This window comes from Vibrio kyushuensis, assembly GCF_050337325.1.
In the GTDB taxonomy this organism is placed as follows: domain Bacteria; phylum Pseudomonadota; class Gammaproteobacteria; order Enterobacterales; family Vibrionaceae; genus Vibrio; species Vibrio kyushuensis.
This window is the reverse complement of record NZ_JAKJSV010000009.1, coordinates 42426-60459: the sequence shown is the minus strand read 5'-3', so window position 1 is coordinate 60459 and position 18034 is coordinate 42426. Positions and strand designations below refer to the sequence as shown.

Sequence of the window (18034 nt, the reverse complement as noted above, 5' to 3'; positions counted from 1 at the left end):
TCACTGATGTGACCTTTTTTAATGCCTTGAATCTAGGGTATGTTGATCTTTCTCAGTTAAATTTAGCCTTTCCAATCATACAAGGCGGGCACTTCAATAAGCTGACCTTGGTACTCTATCGTGCAGTACCGCTGTTCTATAGCGACTAGCGTCACATCACTGCTCACTCTGTCCCCTTCAACAAATTCACTTCCATTAATCTTCACCCAACGCTTGTCTGTTCGGCTAGAGTAGACGTGGGTTTGGAAGTTCATTGCTGGAAGTGATCCAACAAAGTCAGCACCACGTTGAGAGAGCTTTATGGCATTACCAGTTACATTCGCTTCCATAGCATTTTGCAGTGATTCTGATGGACTATTAGAGTTTTGATCAGTCACATTCAAAGAGCTATCACTGTTTGAAAAGGCTGACTGCACACGCTGGGCAAGCTCAGGCGAAAATTGACTTAAATCTAATTGAGACAAATTATCAATAACAGGCTCTTCAGCAGTGTTAAGGTTTGAAGCATCAACGCTCGGTTTAACCGCTACAGCCGTTACAGGCTGCGATACATTTTGCTCATCCCCTACTACATAGGCCACCTCTGACATTGCAGTTATACTTGCTGGTTCCACTCTTACTTGAGTCGTTTTCAAGTCACTCTTATCAAGGTAAGGTAACGCCAGAAAAGTGCTTTCAACTTCAATGATTTCAGGTTCAGCGTTAACCACGATAGAAGAGCTAACTTGGTGCTGTTGATAGCGTTGGTACGTATCATAACTAAGCCAAGAAACGGTGAGTATCACAGGTGCAGTAAAGGCCATTGCAATAATCATTCGTGATGCTTTGGGCGCAGTACTAGCCGATTGATTTATTGTTACTGTAGACACGGCGTCGTAGCGCTGATGCTCTTGCTCGGAAGCCTTGAGTGCTTTCAATATTTCAGACATTAATTAGCCTCACTTAATGTATCTAATTTGGGCATATTATCTTGAGTAAGAAGCGCTAATGTTTTTAGTGTATCTCGACCTGCAATGCCATCGACTGACATCCCTTGCCAACGCTGGAACAGTTTTACTTTTCGCTCTAGCTGTTCATCAAAGTGTCTAGATTGGCTTGCCGCCTCTCCAATAAGGTCAGATAGCTTGCTATCCAGTTGATATACCTGCTCTCCAGACATGCCTTTTTTAAGTACTTGTTGAAATTTTGACTGCCAAATATAGTGGTATTCACCAGTCCAAAGAGATTCAAGCCACTGGCTATCGAACCGCACTCTTTGACCATTAAAAATCAATTCAACTTTACCGTTGTTATTGGCTCTATACAGCACTGCATAATTCATTTGATTATCAATATCCAAATGCATCACTACAGGCATGTTGAGCTTAAGAACATCTTCCCAACTCCCTTGAGCTTGTTCACACCGAAACAACTGAGAAGGACTCGATTCACGTTCACATAATCTATCGAGAACCGTCGCTCGGTAGCCCCAGGCTTGGTACAAGTCACCAATACTTTCTTCTAAACTGCTGGATTGCTTTAGCTGATTTTTAAGCTCAGGAGAAAGTACTTCTTGAGTTATTGAGTCAGGCACAACCACACTAACCTCTGGCTCCAACGTACTTTCAATGCTTTGTTCTATCCAACTAGAGCTGCCTAAGTAAATGGCGACGGATACAGCAACGCCCAATGACAGACTACCAATGACAGGCCAAAAATTAGATGCTGGCGCTGATTTTGGTGCCAAGACAAACGATGTTTGAAATTGCATCACTTCATGGCAAGCGCTTTGAATGAGTGATTTGTTTAGCTGCTTAATACCGGATTGATACGCTGACTTTAATACGGCATCGCAAACTAGATTTATTAACCTTGGGATCCCTTGCGTTTGAACGGCAATGTACTTTAATCCGTTTGCAGGAAAAAGGCGGCAATCACCGCCTGCGGTTTCAAGGCGGAACTGAATATATTTCGCCCCTTCTTCAACCGTTAAAGGCAGTAAATGATAACGACCCGTTATTCGTTGTGCTAATTGACGCAGTTGCGGCATCTTTAGTTTATCTTGCAGTTCCGGCTGACCAATTAACAAAACTTTAAGTAGCTTCTGACTGTCGGTTTCCAGATTGGTTAGTAGCCGTAACTGCTCTAATACGTCAGCAGCTAAATGCTGAGCTTCATCGATAACCAACAATGTTTGTATGCCATTGGCATGGTTAGCTAGCAAAAACTGATATAACGCCTGACTGAGCTGCTTTAGTGTCGCTCCATCTGGGTAGCTGACAGAAAACTCATCGCAAATGGCTTCGAGAAGTTCAATATCGGAAAAGGTCGGATTTAAGATAAGCCCAGCTTGGGTAGATTCACCCAAGTTAGCCAGCATCGCTTTGGCTACGGTCGTTTTACCAGTACCCACCTCGCCCGTTAACATCGCAAAACCGCCACCTTCACCTAAGCCGGCCTCTAAGTGTTGTATCGCTTCTTTGTGGCGTTGGCTCAAAAATAGATAACGAGAATTGGGCACAATGGAAAATGGTGGCTCACTAAAAGCAAAAAAATCCTGATACATCATTCTCGTCTCTATAATTTAATTGATAAGAAAAGTACCATTACTAACATTGAACGCCAATGGCAAACGACAAAATTCAAGGATTTAAGGTGCAAGTATACTTAGTAGGCGGTGCAGTTCGCGATCAATTACTCAAACTCGACGTCTATGACAAAGACTGGGTTGTAGTTGGTAGCACACCCAAAGAAATGCTCGCTAAGGGTTTTAGCGCGGTAGGAAAAGACTTCCCTGTATTCATTCACCCTAAGACGAAACAAGAGCATGCGCTGGCACGTACAGAGCGAAAAACGGCGGCTGGATATACTGGCTTTGATTGCTATTTCTCAACTGATGTCACTCTAGAAGAGGATCTTCTTCGCCGAGATTTAACTATCAATGCTATTGCACAAGATAATCAAGGGAAATTGATTGATCCCTACGGCGGTCAAAACGATATAAATGATCGTATCCTACGCCACGTATCTGATGCCTTTACCGAAGATCCCCTGCGAGTACTTCGTGTTGCACGCTTCGCCGCTAAGCTTAAACACCTTGGTTTTACCATCGCGCCTGAAACAATGAAGCTGATGAAAACCATCAGTCAATCAGGAGAGTTAGAACACCTCACCGCCGAGCGTGTTTGGCAAGAGTGGCATAAGTCACTCTCGACTCAAGACCCACAGGAGTTTCTTTCGGTACTACAGGAGTGTGGTGCTTTGAAAGTTGTTTTGCCTGAAGTCTCTCAGCTCTTTGGTGTACCTCAACCAGAACAGTGGCACCCAGAAATAGATACTGGCATTCATACCCTAATGGTGGCTAAGCAAGCCGCTCGACTATCTGAATCACTGCCCGTTCGTTTCGCGTCGCAAGTTCACGACTTAGGCAAAGGCATAACGCCGAAAGAGGAATGGCCGAGTCATAAGATGCATTGCCATACTGGGGTTAAGTTGATTAAGACCCTCTGTGATCGCGTCCGTGTACCCAATGAGTTTAAAGAGCTTGCTCTCATAGTTTGTGAGCAGCACTCAAACATTCATCGAGCTGACGAGCTTAAGGCAAGCACAAAACTTAAGGTTCTAAATAAGTTTGATGTATGGCGTAAGCCTGATCGCCTCGTTGATATCCTACTTTGCTGTATGGCTGATAGCCGAGGAAGAACTGGATTTGAAGATATTGAGTACCCACAAAAAAACACCTTCGAACAAGCTTATCAAGCCGCGTTAAGCGTCAATGTTCAAGACATCATTGCTGATGGGTTTACGGGAAAAGATATTAGAACTGAAATGGATAAACGACGTATTGAAGCGATAGCCAATATTTAACGAATTCGTATTGCTAAAAAGCCTTACTTTTCTCACATGAAAGTAAGGCTTTTGTGATATCGATAATTAGTTCCAGCGTAATACTCGAACCTCATTCCCCTCTTCTGGTTTACCAGGGATATTCAGAGACAACAGCAACGAGATCCCAGCCATACCAGCTCCTATATAAAACACGGTCGATGGAGACACTAACCAAATAAGACCAAAAGTCACCGGAATGATAACCGCAGCAATGTGATTTATGGTAAAGGCAACCCCCGCAGTCGACGCCATATCAGCGGGATCGGCAATCTTCTGAAAGTACGTTTTGATCGCGAGAGCCAAAGCAAAAAATAGGTGATCAACGACATAAAGCGCAGCCGCCCATTCAGCGGATTGAACCAAGCCATAACCAACAAAAACAAAGAATAGCCCGACATACTCAAAAATAAGCGCTTTTCTCTCACCCACCACACCAATAAATCGCCCTATTTTTTTCGCGAATAGGAAATTAAACAGATAGTTAATAAGAAACAGAAGTGTAATGTCAGCCACCGAATAGCCAAACTTCTCGACCATTAGGAAACCGGCAAAAACAGTGAATATCTGCCTTCTTGCACCACTCATAAAGGTCAATGCGTAATACAGCCAGTAACGTTTTCGAAGCACCAATTTTTTGTTCTGTGGGGTTTCCGTCTTAAACTCAGGAAAAGCGAAAGTTATCCAAAGCACTAACAAAAACCCGATACCACCAGTAATGGAGTAAACCCAGACAAACTCCAGAGCAAACACCTCGAACATGACCCAAATAGCACCGTAGGTCAGCAGTGATGCCAGCGCCCCAACGGATATCAATTTTCCAAGCATTTCCGGCGCTTCTTCTTTACTCAACCATTGCAGTGAGAGTGACTGCTTTAGCGTCTCAAAATAATGAAAACCCGTCGACATCAGCAGCGTGGTCATGAGTAGCCCAATAACACTTGGAAATAGACCGGTAATCGCCGTACCTAGCGTCAACATTGCTAGCGATATAAGCATGAATCGTTGCTCACGAATAAAGAGCAATACAAAGACAACCGTAAAAGCGAGAAAGCCGGGAATTTCACGAACACTTTGCAGCAATCCAATATCACTACCATCAAAATTGGCTTTTTCGATGACAAAGTTATTGAGTAGTGCCATCCAACTAGAAAATGCTATGGGTACGATAATAGAGATGATTAATAGAAAGTTTTGTGGGGTCTTCCAGTTTGAAGCTTTTTCGGTCATAAGTTCTTCCTTGTCGTGCAACTATCCTCAAGCTGCTCATCTAAGAAGGCACACTTGTGCGTACGACTCTATCATGATGTTAGATTAAACTTACAGTGATTCCTTTGTGGGTATTTCTTACTGGCATAAAAAAACGCCCTACCGAAGTAGAGCGTTTCAAAAGCTTAAGTTAATAATTCAAGCGTGAATTATTGACCTTTAACTTCTTTAAGACCGCTTTCGTTGTAAAAAGGAGGAGCTTTAGAACCTAGAGCCTCTTCCCGCCATTTTCTACGGACAAAAAAATGCCCCGCGTTAGCGAGGCACTCAAAGCTTAGATTAACAATTCCTTTGGTTTAAAAACCAGAGAGATTATTGACCTTTAACTTCTTTAAGACCGTTGTAAGGAGCTTTAGAACCTAGAGCTTCTTCAATACGTAGAAGTTGGTTGTACTTAGCAACACGGTCAGAACGGCTCATAGAACCAGTTTTGATTTGACCTGCAGCAGTACCTACCGCTAGATCAGCGATAGTTGCATCTTCAGTTTCGCCAGAACGGTGAGAGATTACTGCAGTGAAGCCAGCGTCTTTAGCCATCTTGATTGCAGCTAGAGTCTCTGTAAGTGAACCGATTTGGTTGAACTTGATAAGGATAGAGTTAGTGATGCCTTCTTCGATACCACGAGCTAGAATCTTAGTGTTTGTAACGAATAGATCGTCACCAACTAGTTGAAGCTTGTCGCCTAGAAGTTCAGTTTGGTGCTTGAAGCCAGCCCAATCAGACTCGTCAAGACCATCTTCGATAGATACGATTGGGAAGTTGTTCGCAAGCTCAGCTAGGTAGTGGTTGAACTCTTCAGAAGTGAAGATTTTACCTTCGCCTTTCATGTTGTACTTACCAGTTTCTTTGTCGTAAAACTCAGAAGCAGCACAGTCCATAGCAAGAGTAACGTCTTTACCTAGTTCGTAACCAGCAGCTGCAACAGCTTCTGCGATAACTTCTAGAGCTTCAGCGTTAGACTTAAGGTTAGGAGCGAAACCACCTTCATCACCAACTGCAGTGCTGTAGCCTTTAGACTTAAGAACTTTAGCAAGGTTGTGGAATACTTCAGCACCAATACGTAGAGCTTCTTTAAGAGTTTTAGCGCCAACTGGTTGGATCATGAACTCTTGGATGTCAACGTTGTTATCAGCGTGCTCACCACCATTGATGATGTTCATCATTGGAAGAGGCATAGAGAACTGACCAGCAGTACCGTTTAGCTCAGCAATGTGCTCGAACAAAGGCATGCCTTTAGCAGCAGCAGCAGCTTTAGCGTTCGCTAGAGAAACAGCTAGGATAGCGTTAGCACCGAACTTAGATTTGTTCTCAGTACCGTCAAGGTCGATCATCACTTGGTCAACGTCAGCTTGTGCTTTCGCGTCTTTACCAGCAAGTGCTTCAGCGATTGGGCCGTTTACAGCTTCAATTGCTTTAAGAACACCTTTACCTAGGAAACGTGATTTGTCACCGTCACGTAGCTCAAGAGCTTCGCGAGAACCAGTAGATGCGCCAGATGGTGCAGCTGCCATACCTACGAAACCGCCTTCTAGGTGTACTTCAGCTTCTACAGTTGGGTTACCACGTGAATCGATGATTTCACGACCTAGAACTTTAACGATCTTAGACATTGAATGTTTCCTTCTCGTTGAATATATAAATGTCAAATTAAAGGCAGCAATATAAATTCCTATATCACTGCCTGTATTCTTACTTCAAATCTTATTTTTCAAACTCACCGCGTTGGTAATCACCTGCCGCTTTCACAAAGCCTGCAAACAATGGGTGACCATCACGAGGAGTTGAAGTGAACTCTGGGTGGAACTGAGCAGCAACAAACCATGGGTGCTCTGGGTTCTCAATAACTTCTACCAGTTTCTTGTCCGCAGATAAGCCAGATACTTTCAGACCAGCTTTTTCAATTTGTGGACGAAGATTATTATTCACTTCGTAACGGTGACGATGACGTTCATGGATCGTCGCGCTACCGTAAAGTTCATAAGCTTTCGTCCCTTTAGCAAGGTGACACAGCTGTGAACCAAGACGCATAGTACCACCAAGATCTGAGGTTTCGGTACGTTCTTCAACTTTACCTTCGCCATCAACCCATTCGGTGATCAATCCTACTACAGGATACTTCGTCTCTTTGTTAAATTCTGTTGAATGTGCACCTTCAAGACCCGCTACATTACGTGCGTACTCAATTAGGGCAACTTGCATACCTAGACAAATGCCTAAGTATGGAACTTTGTTTTCACGCGCATATTGAGCTGCAAGAATCTTACCTTCAATACCACGGTCACCGAAGCCACCAGGAACTAGAATAGCATCTAGACCTTCAAGCATTTCAAAGCCTTTAGACTCAACATCTTGAGAGTCTACATACTTAATGGTCACGCTTAGGCGATTTTTCAAGCCCGCGTGTTTCAGAGCTTCGTTAACTGATTTGTAAGCATCAGGAAGTTCGATGTACTTACCGACCATACCAATAGTTACTTCAGCTGTTGGGTTCGCATCTTCATAAATAACTTGTTCCCACTCAGAAAGATCAGCTTCTGGAGCTTCAATACCAAAGCGCTTACATACAAGGTCATCTGTACCTTGAGCTTTAATAAGTTGTGGGATCTTGTAGATTGAATCTACATCTTTCATTGAGATAACTGCTTTTTCTTGTACGTTACAGAAAAGAGCAATTTTCTTACGTTCGTTTGCAGGGATAACACGATCGCTACGACAAACCAGAATATCTGGTTGAATACCGATAGATAGAAGTTCTTTCACTGAGTGCTGAGTTGGTTTCGTTTTCACTTCACCAGCAGCTGCTAGGTAAGGAACTAACGTTAGGTGCATGAACATTGCGCGTTCACGTCCTAGTTCAACCGCTAACTGACGAATAGCTTCCATGAATGGTAGAGATTCGATATCACCAACCGTGCCACCAACTTCAACCAATGCAATATCATGACCTTCAGAACCAGCAATCACACGATCTTTGATCGCATTAGTGATGTGAGGAATAACCTGAATAGTTGCACCAAGGTAATCGCCGCGACGCTCTTTACGTAGAACATCTGCGTAAACACGACCTGCAGTGAAATTGTTACGCTTAGTCATCTTGGTACGAATGAAACGTTCGTAGTGACCAAGGTCAAGGTCAGTTTCAGCGCCATCTTCCGTAACGAACACTTCACCATGCTGAGTTGGGCTCATTGTACCCGGATCAACGTTGATGTAAGGGTCAAGCTTCATCATAGTCACTTTAAGACCACGAGCTTCTAAAATAGCAGCTAATGATGCTGCTGCAATACCTTTACCTAGAGAGGATACAACCCCGCCAGTAACAAAAATGTAATTTGTCGTCATGTTTAACCTGAAATTGGTTGAATGAGGGAAATGGACTACTTCTGGACGGGGTGTAAATATACCAGAAGCCCCTTATCGCCACAACGTGAAATCTATCACACTGTGATTTTTTATTTTTTGCTTCAAATCAATTTGTGTGTTCACTTTTAAGTTAGTCAAAATCTAATATGAGTCAACTTTTAACCATTAGTAAACAAATTCACCATCAACTAATTATTCTTATTCTCTTTTTCTAGACGCTTAACTTCATCCCACATTGCATCTAGCTGCTGCAAATTGAAATCCGTTAATGTCTTATCCTTCTGACTGACTAACTCTTCTACTTTCTTGAAACGTGTTGAAAATTTCAGGTTCGCTTTACTCAGGGCCGACTCTGGGTTTTGCCCAAGATGCCGAGATAAGTTAACAACAGCAAAGAGTAGATCTCCAAGTTCACTTTCTACTCGCTCAGAATTCACTTCCACTTGAAGCGCCTCTTCCATGACCTCTTCAATCTCTTCATGAACTTTTCCAACTACTGGGCCTAACGTGTCCCAGTCAAATCCAAATTTAGCCACTTTCTTCTGTATTTTTATCGCTTTGGGTAGAGCTGGTAGAGAATTGGGTATAGCGTCCAAGATGCTTTCAGTCGCTAGCTTGCCACTTTTAGCACCTTCTAAAGCTTTAAGCTCCGCTTTTTCTTTCGCTTTCTCTATTTCCCAGTTAGCGTTAATCGCTTCTTCACTTTCAAATTCAACATCTGAAAAAACATGTGGATGACGACGAGTTAATTTTTCATTGACGGTATCGACCACTTCTGAAAAATCAAACAACCCTTCTTCTTTGGCCATTTGGCTGTAGAAGATTACTTGAAACAGTAAGTCACCCAGCTCTTCTTTTAGATTAGGCCAATCTTTATTATGAATCGCATCCACCACTTCATAAGTTTCTTCAATGGTGTGCGGAACAATTGTGTCAAAGGTCTGTTTTTTATCCCACGGACAACCATTTTCTGAATCACGCAATTGCGCCATGATTTGCTCTAACTGTTCAATTGGGTGACTCATTTCTATCTCTTCCTTTAAATAAAAAGGTGAGTAGCTATTACTACTCACCTTCTAAGTTAATCTATATATGGACAAATTATTTTCACTAAATAGTTGAAGTTCTAGCGCGGCAGCAAAGTTTACGAGACTCCTGAGCATAGCTTGCCTATGTGATGGAGCGAGTAAACAAAGCTAACAAAGCTAGAACACCAAATATGACGTAAAAATCAGCCGAGGCGTTTCACCGACATGACATCTTTCAACTGCTCTACTCGTGTCGTCACTCGCGTCAGTATTTCAATATTCGTCAGCTCTAAATCAAAGTCCATAATGGAAAGCTGACGCTTATAATCAGTGCGGCTTTTCATACTGGTTACTTTTATTTTCTCATTCGCCAGTAGCGATGTTATATCCTTTAATAACCCACTTCGCTCCATCGCTTCGATGCGTACGGTTAAAATGTACGAGCCGACAAAACCACTGCCCCATACCGTATCAATGATTCGCTCTGGCGCATGATGATGAAGCTCACCAAGTTGCTCGCAATCACCTCTGTGGACAGAGATACCACGACCTTGGGTTATATAGCCTTTAATTTCATCACCAGGAATTGGCTGACAACACCTTGCTAGGTGCGTCATTAGGTTATCAACCCCTTCTACAACTACGGCATCTTTATTCGGACGGCTCTGAACGGAAGGCTTGTTTTCAGCTTCTTGAAGTTTTTCAAGCGCCTGCTTGTCTTCTTCTTCCGCTGTTGGTTTATTTACCAGTGCATTAATATGATTAACCACTTGGTTAATGCGTAAGTCACCACTGCCAACACCCGCATAGAGCTCATCGGTTGTATTAACGTTGAAACGTTTTAACGCATATTCCTGAGCATGCTTGAGCGATGCGCCAATTTTGGCTAACTCAACTTCAAGAATCTCTTTACCCGCCTCTAGGTTTTTCTCTCGGCTCTCTTTTCTAAACCAAGCATTAATCTTGGCGCGAGCACGTCCTGAGTGAACAAAGCCTAGTGTTGGATTTAACCAGTCACGAGACGGATTAGGCTCTTTTTGTGTGATAATCTCAACTTGATCACCCATGGTTAGCTTATGGGTAAATGGCACAATGCGACCTGCTACTTTGGCCCCGATACAACGGTGACCGACCATAGAGTGAATGTGGTAAGCAAAGTCTAACGGCGTTGCTCCCATCGGTAGATCAACCACATCACCACGTGGCGTAAACGCGTACACACGATCATCAAATACTTGGCTTCTTACTTCATCCAGCATTTCACCTGAATCTGACATCTCTTCTTGCCAGTCGATCAGTTTGCGTAGCCAAGTGATCTTTTCATCGTAACCACTACGAGCCGTGCTCGGACCCTCTTTGTACTTCCAGTGCGCTGCGACCCCTAGCTCAGAGTCTTCATGCATCTGCTTGGTGCGGATCTGAATTTCTATTGTTTTGCCTTCAGGGCCAAGAACAACAGTATGGATTGATTGGTAGCCATTGGGTTTCGGGTTCGCTACGTAATCATCAAATTCGCTTGGAAGATGCTTATACTTGGTATGAACCATGCCTAATGCGGCATAACAATCTTGCAATTGGTCTGCGATGATCCTTACCGCTCGAACATCAAATAGTTCATCAAAGTCTAAGCTCTTCTTCTGCATTTTTCTCCAAATGCTGTAGATATGCTTAGGTCGACCACTTACCTCTGCATTGATGTTTGAAGTATTCATTTCAGAAGTTAAGTCATCAACAAAATCAGTAATGTACTGTTCACGTACAATACGACGCTCGGAAAGTTGCTTGGCAATTTGCTTGTAGGTATCTGAGTGCTGATAACGGAAGGCGTAATCTTCAATTTCCCACTTTAATTGACCAATGCCCAAGCGGTTTGCCAATGGCGCATAGATATTGGCACACTCTTTTGCTGCCGCTCTACGCACTTCATCAGGGGCTTTTTTAACTTCGATTAGGTTACAGATACGCTCAGCAAGCTTAATAACAACGCAGCGGAAATCATCCACCATAGCAAGAAGCATGCGACGTACGTTATCTACTTGACCAGAAGCCGCGCTCCCTTCAAGAGTCACGTTTAACTGACCAAGGGCCGCCATCTCTTCCACACCATCGATAAGTTTGATGGTCTCTTTGCCATAGCTCTCTTCGAAAAGCTCCCGCTCAAACGCACCCGCGGAAACCAAAGGAAAAAGCTGCGCTGCAACCAAAGTGGCCTTATCCATTGATAAGGTCACCAAAATCTCATTCATTTCTCGCCCACGCCACAATAGTAGTTGAGCGTCTTCTCGCCCCTCGACGATCGTTTCGCAATGGCGATACACTTCTTTTAAGCGTTTCGCGATGTTTTTTTCTTGTCCTAGGCTAGCCACCCAGTTATCTAAATCAAACTGTTCGTTTGGGTTTAAATGTGCGCTTCTTACCGCAACCATCTTTTCATCCTAGAAATTATTATTATGCCTTTGACTAACTGAATCTTAGTTAGTTCTATGTCTTGGTTGTTCTATATTTTATTGGGTTTACGCTTGGTTCTATTTTTCAAAAAGGGCCATTGATTCTAAATGACTGCTATGAGGGAACATATCCAACATACCTATTTTTTTCAGCTGATAGCCCTGTTCAAGTAAGCTCTGGCTATCCCTTGCAAGGGTAGCAGGATTGCAAGAAACATAAACAATGCTTTTTGCGCCAAATTGTGAAAGTTGATCAACGATCCCACTCGCACCAGCTCTAGCTGGATCAAGTAGTACTTTATCGAATTTTTCTTGCGCCCAAGGCTGACTAATCAGCTCATCTTCTAAGTTGGCTTGATAGAAGCGAGCGTTAGTTAGTTGGTTATCTGAGGCGTTATCAGCAGCTTGCTTAACCATCTCATCAACCCCTTCAACTCCAACGACACTCTTCGCAAGCTTGGCCAAAGGCAAACTGAAATTACCTAAACCACAGAAAAGATCCAACACTCGATCTTGGTCAGACACGTTTAGCCACTCAAGCGCTTGATTGATCATTTTTTCATTCACATCTTGATTCACTTGAATAAAGTGATTAGGCATAAATGAAAGAGTGACGCCCGCTTCTTGATAGGTTGCTACTTTTCCTGTGGTTAAAACGAGCTCATCGCTGCTCGGCATTAGATATAAGGTCGCTTGATACTGATCGGCAAGTTCGATTAAGCCATTGCGATCTTTATCTGTCAGTGGTTTTAGGTGGCGTAATACCAACACAATGCCGTTATCGCCTTTGACCAGTTCTACATGCCCTAGGCTATCGGTATTTTTAAAGCCAGTAAGTAACAACTTAAGTTCCGGTAATAGAGCACTTAAGCTTGGCTCAAGGACATCACAATGATCGATATTAACGATCTGCTTGCTCTGTTTTTTTCGAAAGCCAAATTGTAATTTTCGCGTTTTTTTATCAACCATTAGGCTTATACGAGCACGGCGTCGGTAGCCTTTATCACCTTCAGCAATCATTGACGACAACGCGAGTTCTTGGCCGGCAAATTTACTCATCAATTGGCTAAGTGACTGCTGCTTGTACTCACGTTGGGCATCCAAATCGAAGTGCTGTAAATTACAACCACCGCATTGCTGATAATAGCGGCAAAATGGCGTCACTCGTTGCGCACTAGGTTCTAATACTTTGATGAGTTTTGCTCGTGAGAACTTACTTTTGCTTTCCGTAAGCTGAACAACAACTTTCTCACTCGGCAGCGCTTGATCGATAAAGACTGGCTTCTTATTTAAATAAGCAATACCTGAGCCTAGGTTATCGAGTTTCTCAACCAATACCGATTGATGTTTGGTTTCGATTTGTGTTTTCTTTTTTGGTTGGAAAAAACGTGCCATGCTCTTAATGCCTAAAGTAATTGCTTGCTGATTAATTTACTCCCAGTATCACTATTTATCACTGGGTATATTGTCGAAACGCGTCGACTTGATTAAGCTAAGTGATTCACTTAATAATTCGCTTAGCGGGTTATTTTCCCATATCCAACCCACGATGTTTAGATAATAATGACTAGATATGGCTTACGTGCGCGAGTTATTACCCTTACTTTAGCGCCAACCCTTATAATTGGCTTGTTACTGAGTAGCTTCTTCTCTTATAACCGCTACCATGACCTCGAAGCGCAAGTAATTAATTCTGGGTTAAATATCATTGAGCCGCTGGCAATTGCTAGTGAAGATGGCATGAAGAACCAGAGTCATGAAGCGGTTCGACGCTTGATCAGTTACTCTCACCGAAAAAATTCTAAATTCGTTCGTAGTATCGCGGTTTTCGATTCTAAACATGAGCTCTTTGTAACCTCGAACTTTCACCCAAACTTTGAATCTCTCACTTTTCCTAAAGCTCAGCCGATTCCCCTCTATGGTTCATCGCAAATTGATGAAAACTCGCTGATATTAAGAACGCCTATTTTACCGGAATCTCGCTTAGCTATAGCAACTGAAACGGAAGGAGAAAGCCAAGCCTTCGGCTACATTGCTATTGAACTTGATCTCTCTTCACTTCGCCTTCAGCAATATCAAGAGATCGTTCTTTCCGTATTAGTGTTGCTACTTGGTCTTGGGCTTTCTGCCATTTTTGCTATGCGTTTAATGCATGACGTGACCCGCCCAATCGAACATATGAAAAATATGATTCAGCGCATTCGTCGCGGCCATATTGATGTACGTATTGAAGGGAAAATGCATGGCGAACTGGATTCACTACGAAATGGAATTAACGCCATGGCAGAGTCTCTCTCTGCCTACCACAGTGAAATGCAGCACAGTATCGATCAGGCTACCTCGGATCTTCGTGAAACGTTAGAACAACTAGAGATTCAAAACGTTGAGTTAGATATTGCGAAAAAACGCGCCCAAGAAGCGGCACGGGTAAAATCTGAATTTCTCGCCAACATGTCGCATGAATTAAGAACACCACTGAACGGTGTGATCGGCTTTACTCGGCAGATGCTCAAAACACAACTGACCAATAGCCAAACTGATTACCTTCAAACCATTGAAAAGTCAGCCAACAACTTACTTAGCATCATCAACGACATTTTGGACTTTTCTAAACTGGAAGCGGGCAAGCTGGCACTGGAGAATATTCCATTCGAATTCCAAGACAGCCTTGAAGAAGTGGTGAGCTTGCAGGCAACGACAGCGCACGAAAAAGGGTTGGAATTGACGCTAAAAATCGACCCTAAAGTACCGGTTGGTTTAGTTGGTGATCCGCTACGTATTCAGCAAGTACTAACCAACCTTGTCGGCAACTCAATCAAGTTTACCGAGCGTGGCAATATTGATATTAGCGTTGAACTGCGCTCGCAAAAAGATGACATGGTTGAGCTTCAATTTATGGTGAGAGACACCGGAATTGGCATATCAGAAAGACAACAGGCTCAGCTGTTCCAAGCGTTTAGTCAGGCTGATGCCAGCATATCTCGCCGTTATGGTGGTACAGGGCTTGGACTTGTTATTACCCAAAAACTGGTCAGTCAAATGGGCGGAGAGATAAGTTTGACCAGTCGCTTGCACCAAGGGTCAACCTTCTGGTTCACTCTGCGCATGCACGTTACCGATATGCCAATCAGCCCGATAGTTGACTCTCAAGCGCTTGATCAACGCCACTTGTTACTTATTGAACCAAATATGCAAGCAGCCTCGGTTATCCAGCAGATGCTTATTCAAGAAGGTTTAATCGTCACTTATCGCTCATCCATGCCTGATGAAAGTGAACGCTATGATTATGTCATTCTCAATTTAGCGCCTAATAAAAATGCTTCTGTTGAGGCTATAGGGGAATGGGTAGAGAAAGCAAAAACTGTCTCACCAAACGTTATTGTAGGGACACCAAGTACTGAATTAGCGCTTTCAGATCACCTAATTCAAGCTCACCAAGTTCAATGTATTACCAAACCGCTCTCTCGTAAAAAGTTACTTCAGATGATGATTGCGAATCAACCTCCAACACTGCTCCCGGCAATTGAAGAGTCTTATCATGAGACACTCCCGCTGAAAGTAATGGCCGTTGATGATAACCCTGCAAACCTTAAACTCATCACAGCTCTATTGCAGGAGCGTGTTGAAAGTATCATTGCTTGTACCAATGGCCGAGATGCCGTCCAACAAGCTGAGAATCACGCCTTTGATATCGTATTAATGGATATCCAGATGCCTCATATGGATGGGGTGACAGCCTGCCATAAGATCAAACAGACCGAGCTCAACACTAATACACCTGTTGTCGCTGTTACCGCTCATGCTATGGCAGGAGAAAGAGATCGCCTTCTTAACGCAGGGATGGATGACTACTTAACCAAGCCAATTGAAGAGCATGTGTTACAACAGGTTTTAGTTCATTGGAATCCACACACCCTAGAAGGTGAAGTGGAAAAGCTCGATATTTCTCAGTCAGAACAGGTCAATCTTACCCAAGTTACTGAACAGGAAGAGAGTTCAAGCGAGCATCACACTGTCATCATTGATTGGCAAGCAGCCTTAAAGCAGGCCGCCAATAAAGAGGATTTGGCCAAAGAGATGCTTACAATGCTGGTTAGCTATATTCCAGAAGTGAATGCACATGTTGATAATGCACTTGAGAATGAACCTGAGGATACTGAGGAGCTGATTCATTACGTTCACAAACTTCATGGTAGCTGCTCTTATTGTGGCGTACCGAGGCTTAAAAAGGCTTGTGCAACCATAGAAACAGCCCTTCGCTCTGGCAATAGTATCGAAGATGTTGAACCTGAGTTATTTGAGCTACAAGATGAAATGGATAAGGTTCTAGCTACAGCTCAATTCTATTTGGAAGAGTCAGAATAGCCCTACTCTAAACCCTCAGCGGTATCACTATGAAACGATACTGCTGAGGGTTATTAGATATCAGAGGAGAGAGAAACCAACGCATCGTAGAAAAAGTAATTATTTTTCCCGTGATCCTTAACGTGATACATGGCCAAATCAGCCTCATGCATGAGGTACTCCAACGTACAGTTTTCCCGAGACACAATACTGATACCAATACTCGCCCCCAATTTTGCCTCTCGCTTGCTGGTTAGCGGTACTTTTTCACAGCTACTACTGACCAATTGAGTCGCTACTTTTTTTAATGGAATCTTGTCATCACTGGCTAAAGGTATGATGATGATAAATTCATCGCCACCAATACGACCCACTGTCCCTTTTCTTCCAACCACTTGCTTATAGCGTAACGCCAATTTAATTAAGACAGTATCCCCAGAAGCATGACCAAAGCTATCATTCACTGATTTAAAACCATCAAGATCAATTAGTAACAATGCAATATAAGGTGAATCCAACTGAGAAATTAAAAGTTCACAGCCTAAGCGGTTTTTTAATTGGGTCAAGCTATCAAATTCCGCAATATGCCTGTAATGCTGCTCCATCTCCTCGACCTTTAATCTCAAGGATTTTTCACGCTTTAGAGCGCTATTAGTCGATTCGACAAATTGGTTAATGCTACGAGTCACCAAACCAATTTCGTTACTTCTGTTTTTTTTATTGAGCTCTATTTTTCTCGGATTTCCAGGCATTACATTAAGTAATTCACTGGCCAAATTAGTTAAAGGCTCACCAATCACCTGCTTAACAACAAATACGATAACAACGAAAACCACCAACCACTGAATGAGTAGAAATGAAATCTGATAGATGATCTCATTGATCATTTTTTGCCGAATAAACTCTTCATTATCATGCAGCTGCATGTAACCAATCACGGAGCCATCAACCGGTGAGTGTAAATCAACGCTAAACGATTGCTCCCAAAAATGTTCAATCTTTAAGTCATTCTTACACTTTTCATAGGTGGCGCCCTTAGTACTTACAATTCGAGCTCCTTCCATCTCTTCATGTAACAGAATTGCATCTAATACTTCGTCAGCAATTTGCTGATTATTGGCAAAAAGAGCAATCGCAGCCGAATTGGAAACCGTTAATGCCAACTTACTTTTAAAGACATCTTGTTGTTGATAACGCGTAACCATCCCATGGCTTGTGATAATGATCATCGCAATCACCATATAGCCAATAGCACTTAAAGCGACAATTGATAATAGATGATTAGTTAAGGAGCGGGTGACTCTATTCATGAATCACCATAACTACTTTAAGAAGCTCATTCTCAGGATTAGCCTCTAAATAACCAATGCTCGTAGGATTAGAAAGCAATTTTTGTTCAAGTAGCGCTACGTCATCAAATTTATCCAACGGTCGTACTCGGCCTGAGAAACGTAGTTTAGCCCAATATGCGTTAACCTGATTAACCGACATATTGGTAATTGACTCAAAAAAGTTCGCCCGGATCTCTCCCTCTCGATCGAGCGGGTTGAGGCGAATGTCATTATTAACGGGTCGTTGACGTCCTAAATACAGTGCTGCAAGCTCACTTTTAGAAATGCTCTCGATATGGCTATCTTGACTCACCACAACATAAATATCCGCTCTCACAAATGAAGAGAAAGTAATGAATGTTAGTAATAATAGTAGTTTCATACTCC

General features: G+C 42.8%; 12 protein-coding genes. 2 read left to right on the top strand and 10 right to left on the bottom strand.

Annotation, left to right across the window (positions count from 1 at the left end; genetic code table 11):
• Window positions 1–62: 62 nt before the first annotated feature.
• Both L4D20_RS19185 and L4D20_RS19180 read right to left on the bottom strand, forming a co-directional pair.
• Window positions 63–929, bottom strand: coding sequence for a general secretion pathway protein GspB (locus tag L4D20_RS19185; RefSeq protein WP_428803198.1), 867 nt, complete (start codon window positions 927–929; stop codon window positions 63–65).
• Window positions 929–2548 (bottom strand): ExeA family protein, encoded by a 1620-nt coding sequence (locus L4D20_RS19180; protein WP_428803197.1) that lies wholly within the window; start codon window positions 2546–2548, stop codon window positions 929–931. The genes L4D20_RS19185 and L4D20_RS19180 overlap by 1 nt, the downstream gene beginning before the upstream one ends.
• Window positions 2549–2634: 86 nt before the next feature.
• Between L4D20_RS19180 and L4D20_RS19175 the strand changes: the two genes are divergently transcribed.
• Window positions 2635–3846, top strand: coding sequence for a multifunctional CCA addition/repair protein (locus tag L4D20_RS19175; RefSeq protein WP_428803196.1), 1212 nt, complete (start codon window positions 2635–2637; stop codon window positions 3844–3846).
• Window positions 3847–3912: 66 nt separating this feature from the next.
• Here the strand turns inward: L4D20_RS19175 and L4D20_RS19170 are convergent, their stop codons facing one another.
• The 6 genes from L4D20_RS19170 to rlmD form a co-directional block, all read right to left on the bottom strand.
• Window positions 3913–5094 (bottom strand): MFS transporter, encoded by a 1182-nt coding sequence (locus L4D20_RS19170; RefSeq protein ID WP_428803195.1) that lies wholly within the window; start codon window positions 5092–5094, stop codon window positions 3913–3915.
• 351 nt (window positions 5095–5445) lie between these two features.
• Complete coding sequence (gene eno, locus L4D20_RS19165) at window positions 5446–6744, bottom strand: phosphopyruvate hydratase (protein WP_428803194.1); 1299 nt, start codon at window positions 6742–6744, stop codon at window positions 5446–5448.
• 91 nt (window positions 6745–6835) lie between these two features.
• A complete protein-coding gene (pyrG, locus tag L4D20_RS19160) occupies window positions 6836–8476 on the bottom strand; it encodes a CTP synthase (RefSeq protein WP_428803193.1) in 1641 nt (546 codons plus the stop codon).
• Window positions 8477–8685: 209 nt separating this feature from the next.
• Window positions 8686–9522 (bottom strand): nucleoside triphosphate pyrophosphohydrolase, encoded by an 837-nt coding sequence (gene mazG, locus L4D20_RS19155; RefSeq protein WP_428803192.1) that lies wholly within the window; start codon window positions 9520–9522, stop codon window positions 8686–8688.
• A 206-nt stretch (window positions 9523–9728) separates the two neighbouring features.
• On the bottom strand, window positions 9729–11951 hold the full coding sequence (gene relA, locus L4D20_RS19150) for a GTP diphosphokinase (RefSeq protein ID WP_428803191.1): 2223 nt from the start codon (window positions 11949–11951) through the stop codon (window positions 9729–9731).
• A 99-nt stretch (window positions 11952–12050) separates the two neighbouring features.
• The gene (rlmD, locus tag L4D20_RS19145; RefSeq protein ID WP_428803190.1) at window positions 12051–13367 is read right to left on the bottom strand and encodes a 23S rRNA (uracil(1939)-C(5))-methyltransferase RlmD; all 1317 of its coding nucleotides are present in this window, start codon (window positions 13365–13367) and stop codon (window positions 12051–12053) included.
• A 168-nt stretch (window positions 13368–13535) separates the two neighbouring features.
• Here rlmD and barA point away from each other — a divergent pair, with 168 nt between their 5' ends.
• Window positions 13536–16337: a two-component sensor histidine kinase BarA gene (gene barA / locus L4D20_RS19140; RefSeq protein ID WP_428803189.1), complete on the top strand. Its 2802-nt coding sequence runs from the start codon at window positions 13536–13538 to the stop codon at window positions 16335–16337.
• Window positions 16338–16390: 53 nt separating this feature from the next.
• Here the strand turns inward: barA and L4D20_RS19135 are convergent, their stop codons facing one another.
• Both L4D20_RS19135 and L4D20_RS19130 read right to left on the bottom strand, forming a co-directional pair.
• Window positions 16391–17626, bottom strand: a complete 1236-nt coding sequence (locus tag L4D20_RS19135) for a diguanylate cyclase domain-containing protein (RefSeq protein WP_428803188.1) — start codon at window positions 17624–17626, stop codon at window positions 16391–16393.
• Window positions 17619–18029: a hypothetical protein gene (locus L4D20_RS19130; RefSeq protein ID WP_428803187.1), complete on the bottom strand. Its 411-nt coding sequence runs from the start codon at window positions 18027–18029 to the stop codon at window positions 17619–17621. The genes L4D20_RS19135 and L4D20_RS19130 overlap by 8 nt, the downstream gene beginning before the upstream one ends.
• Window positions 18030–18034 lie beyond the last annotated feature (5 nt).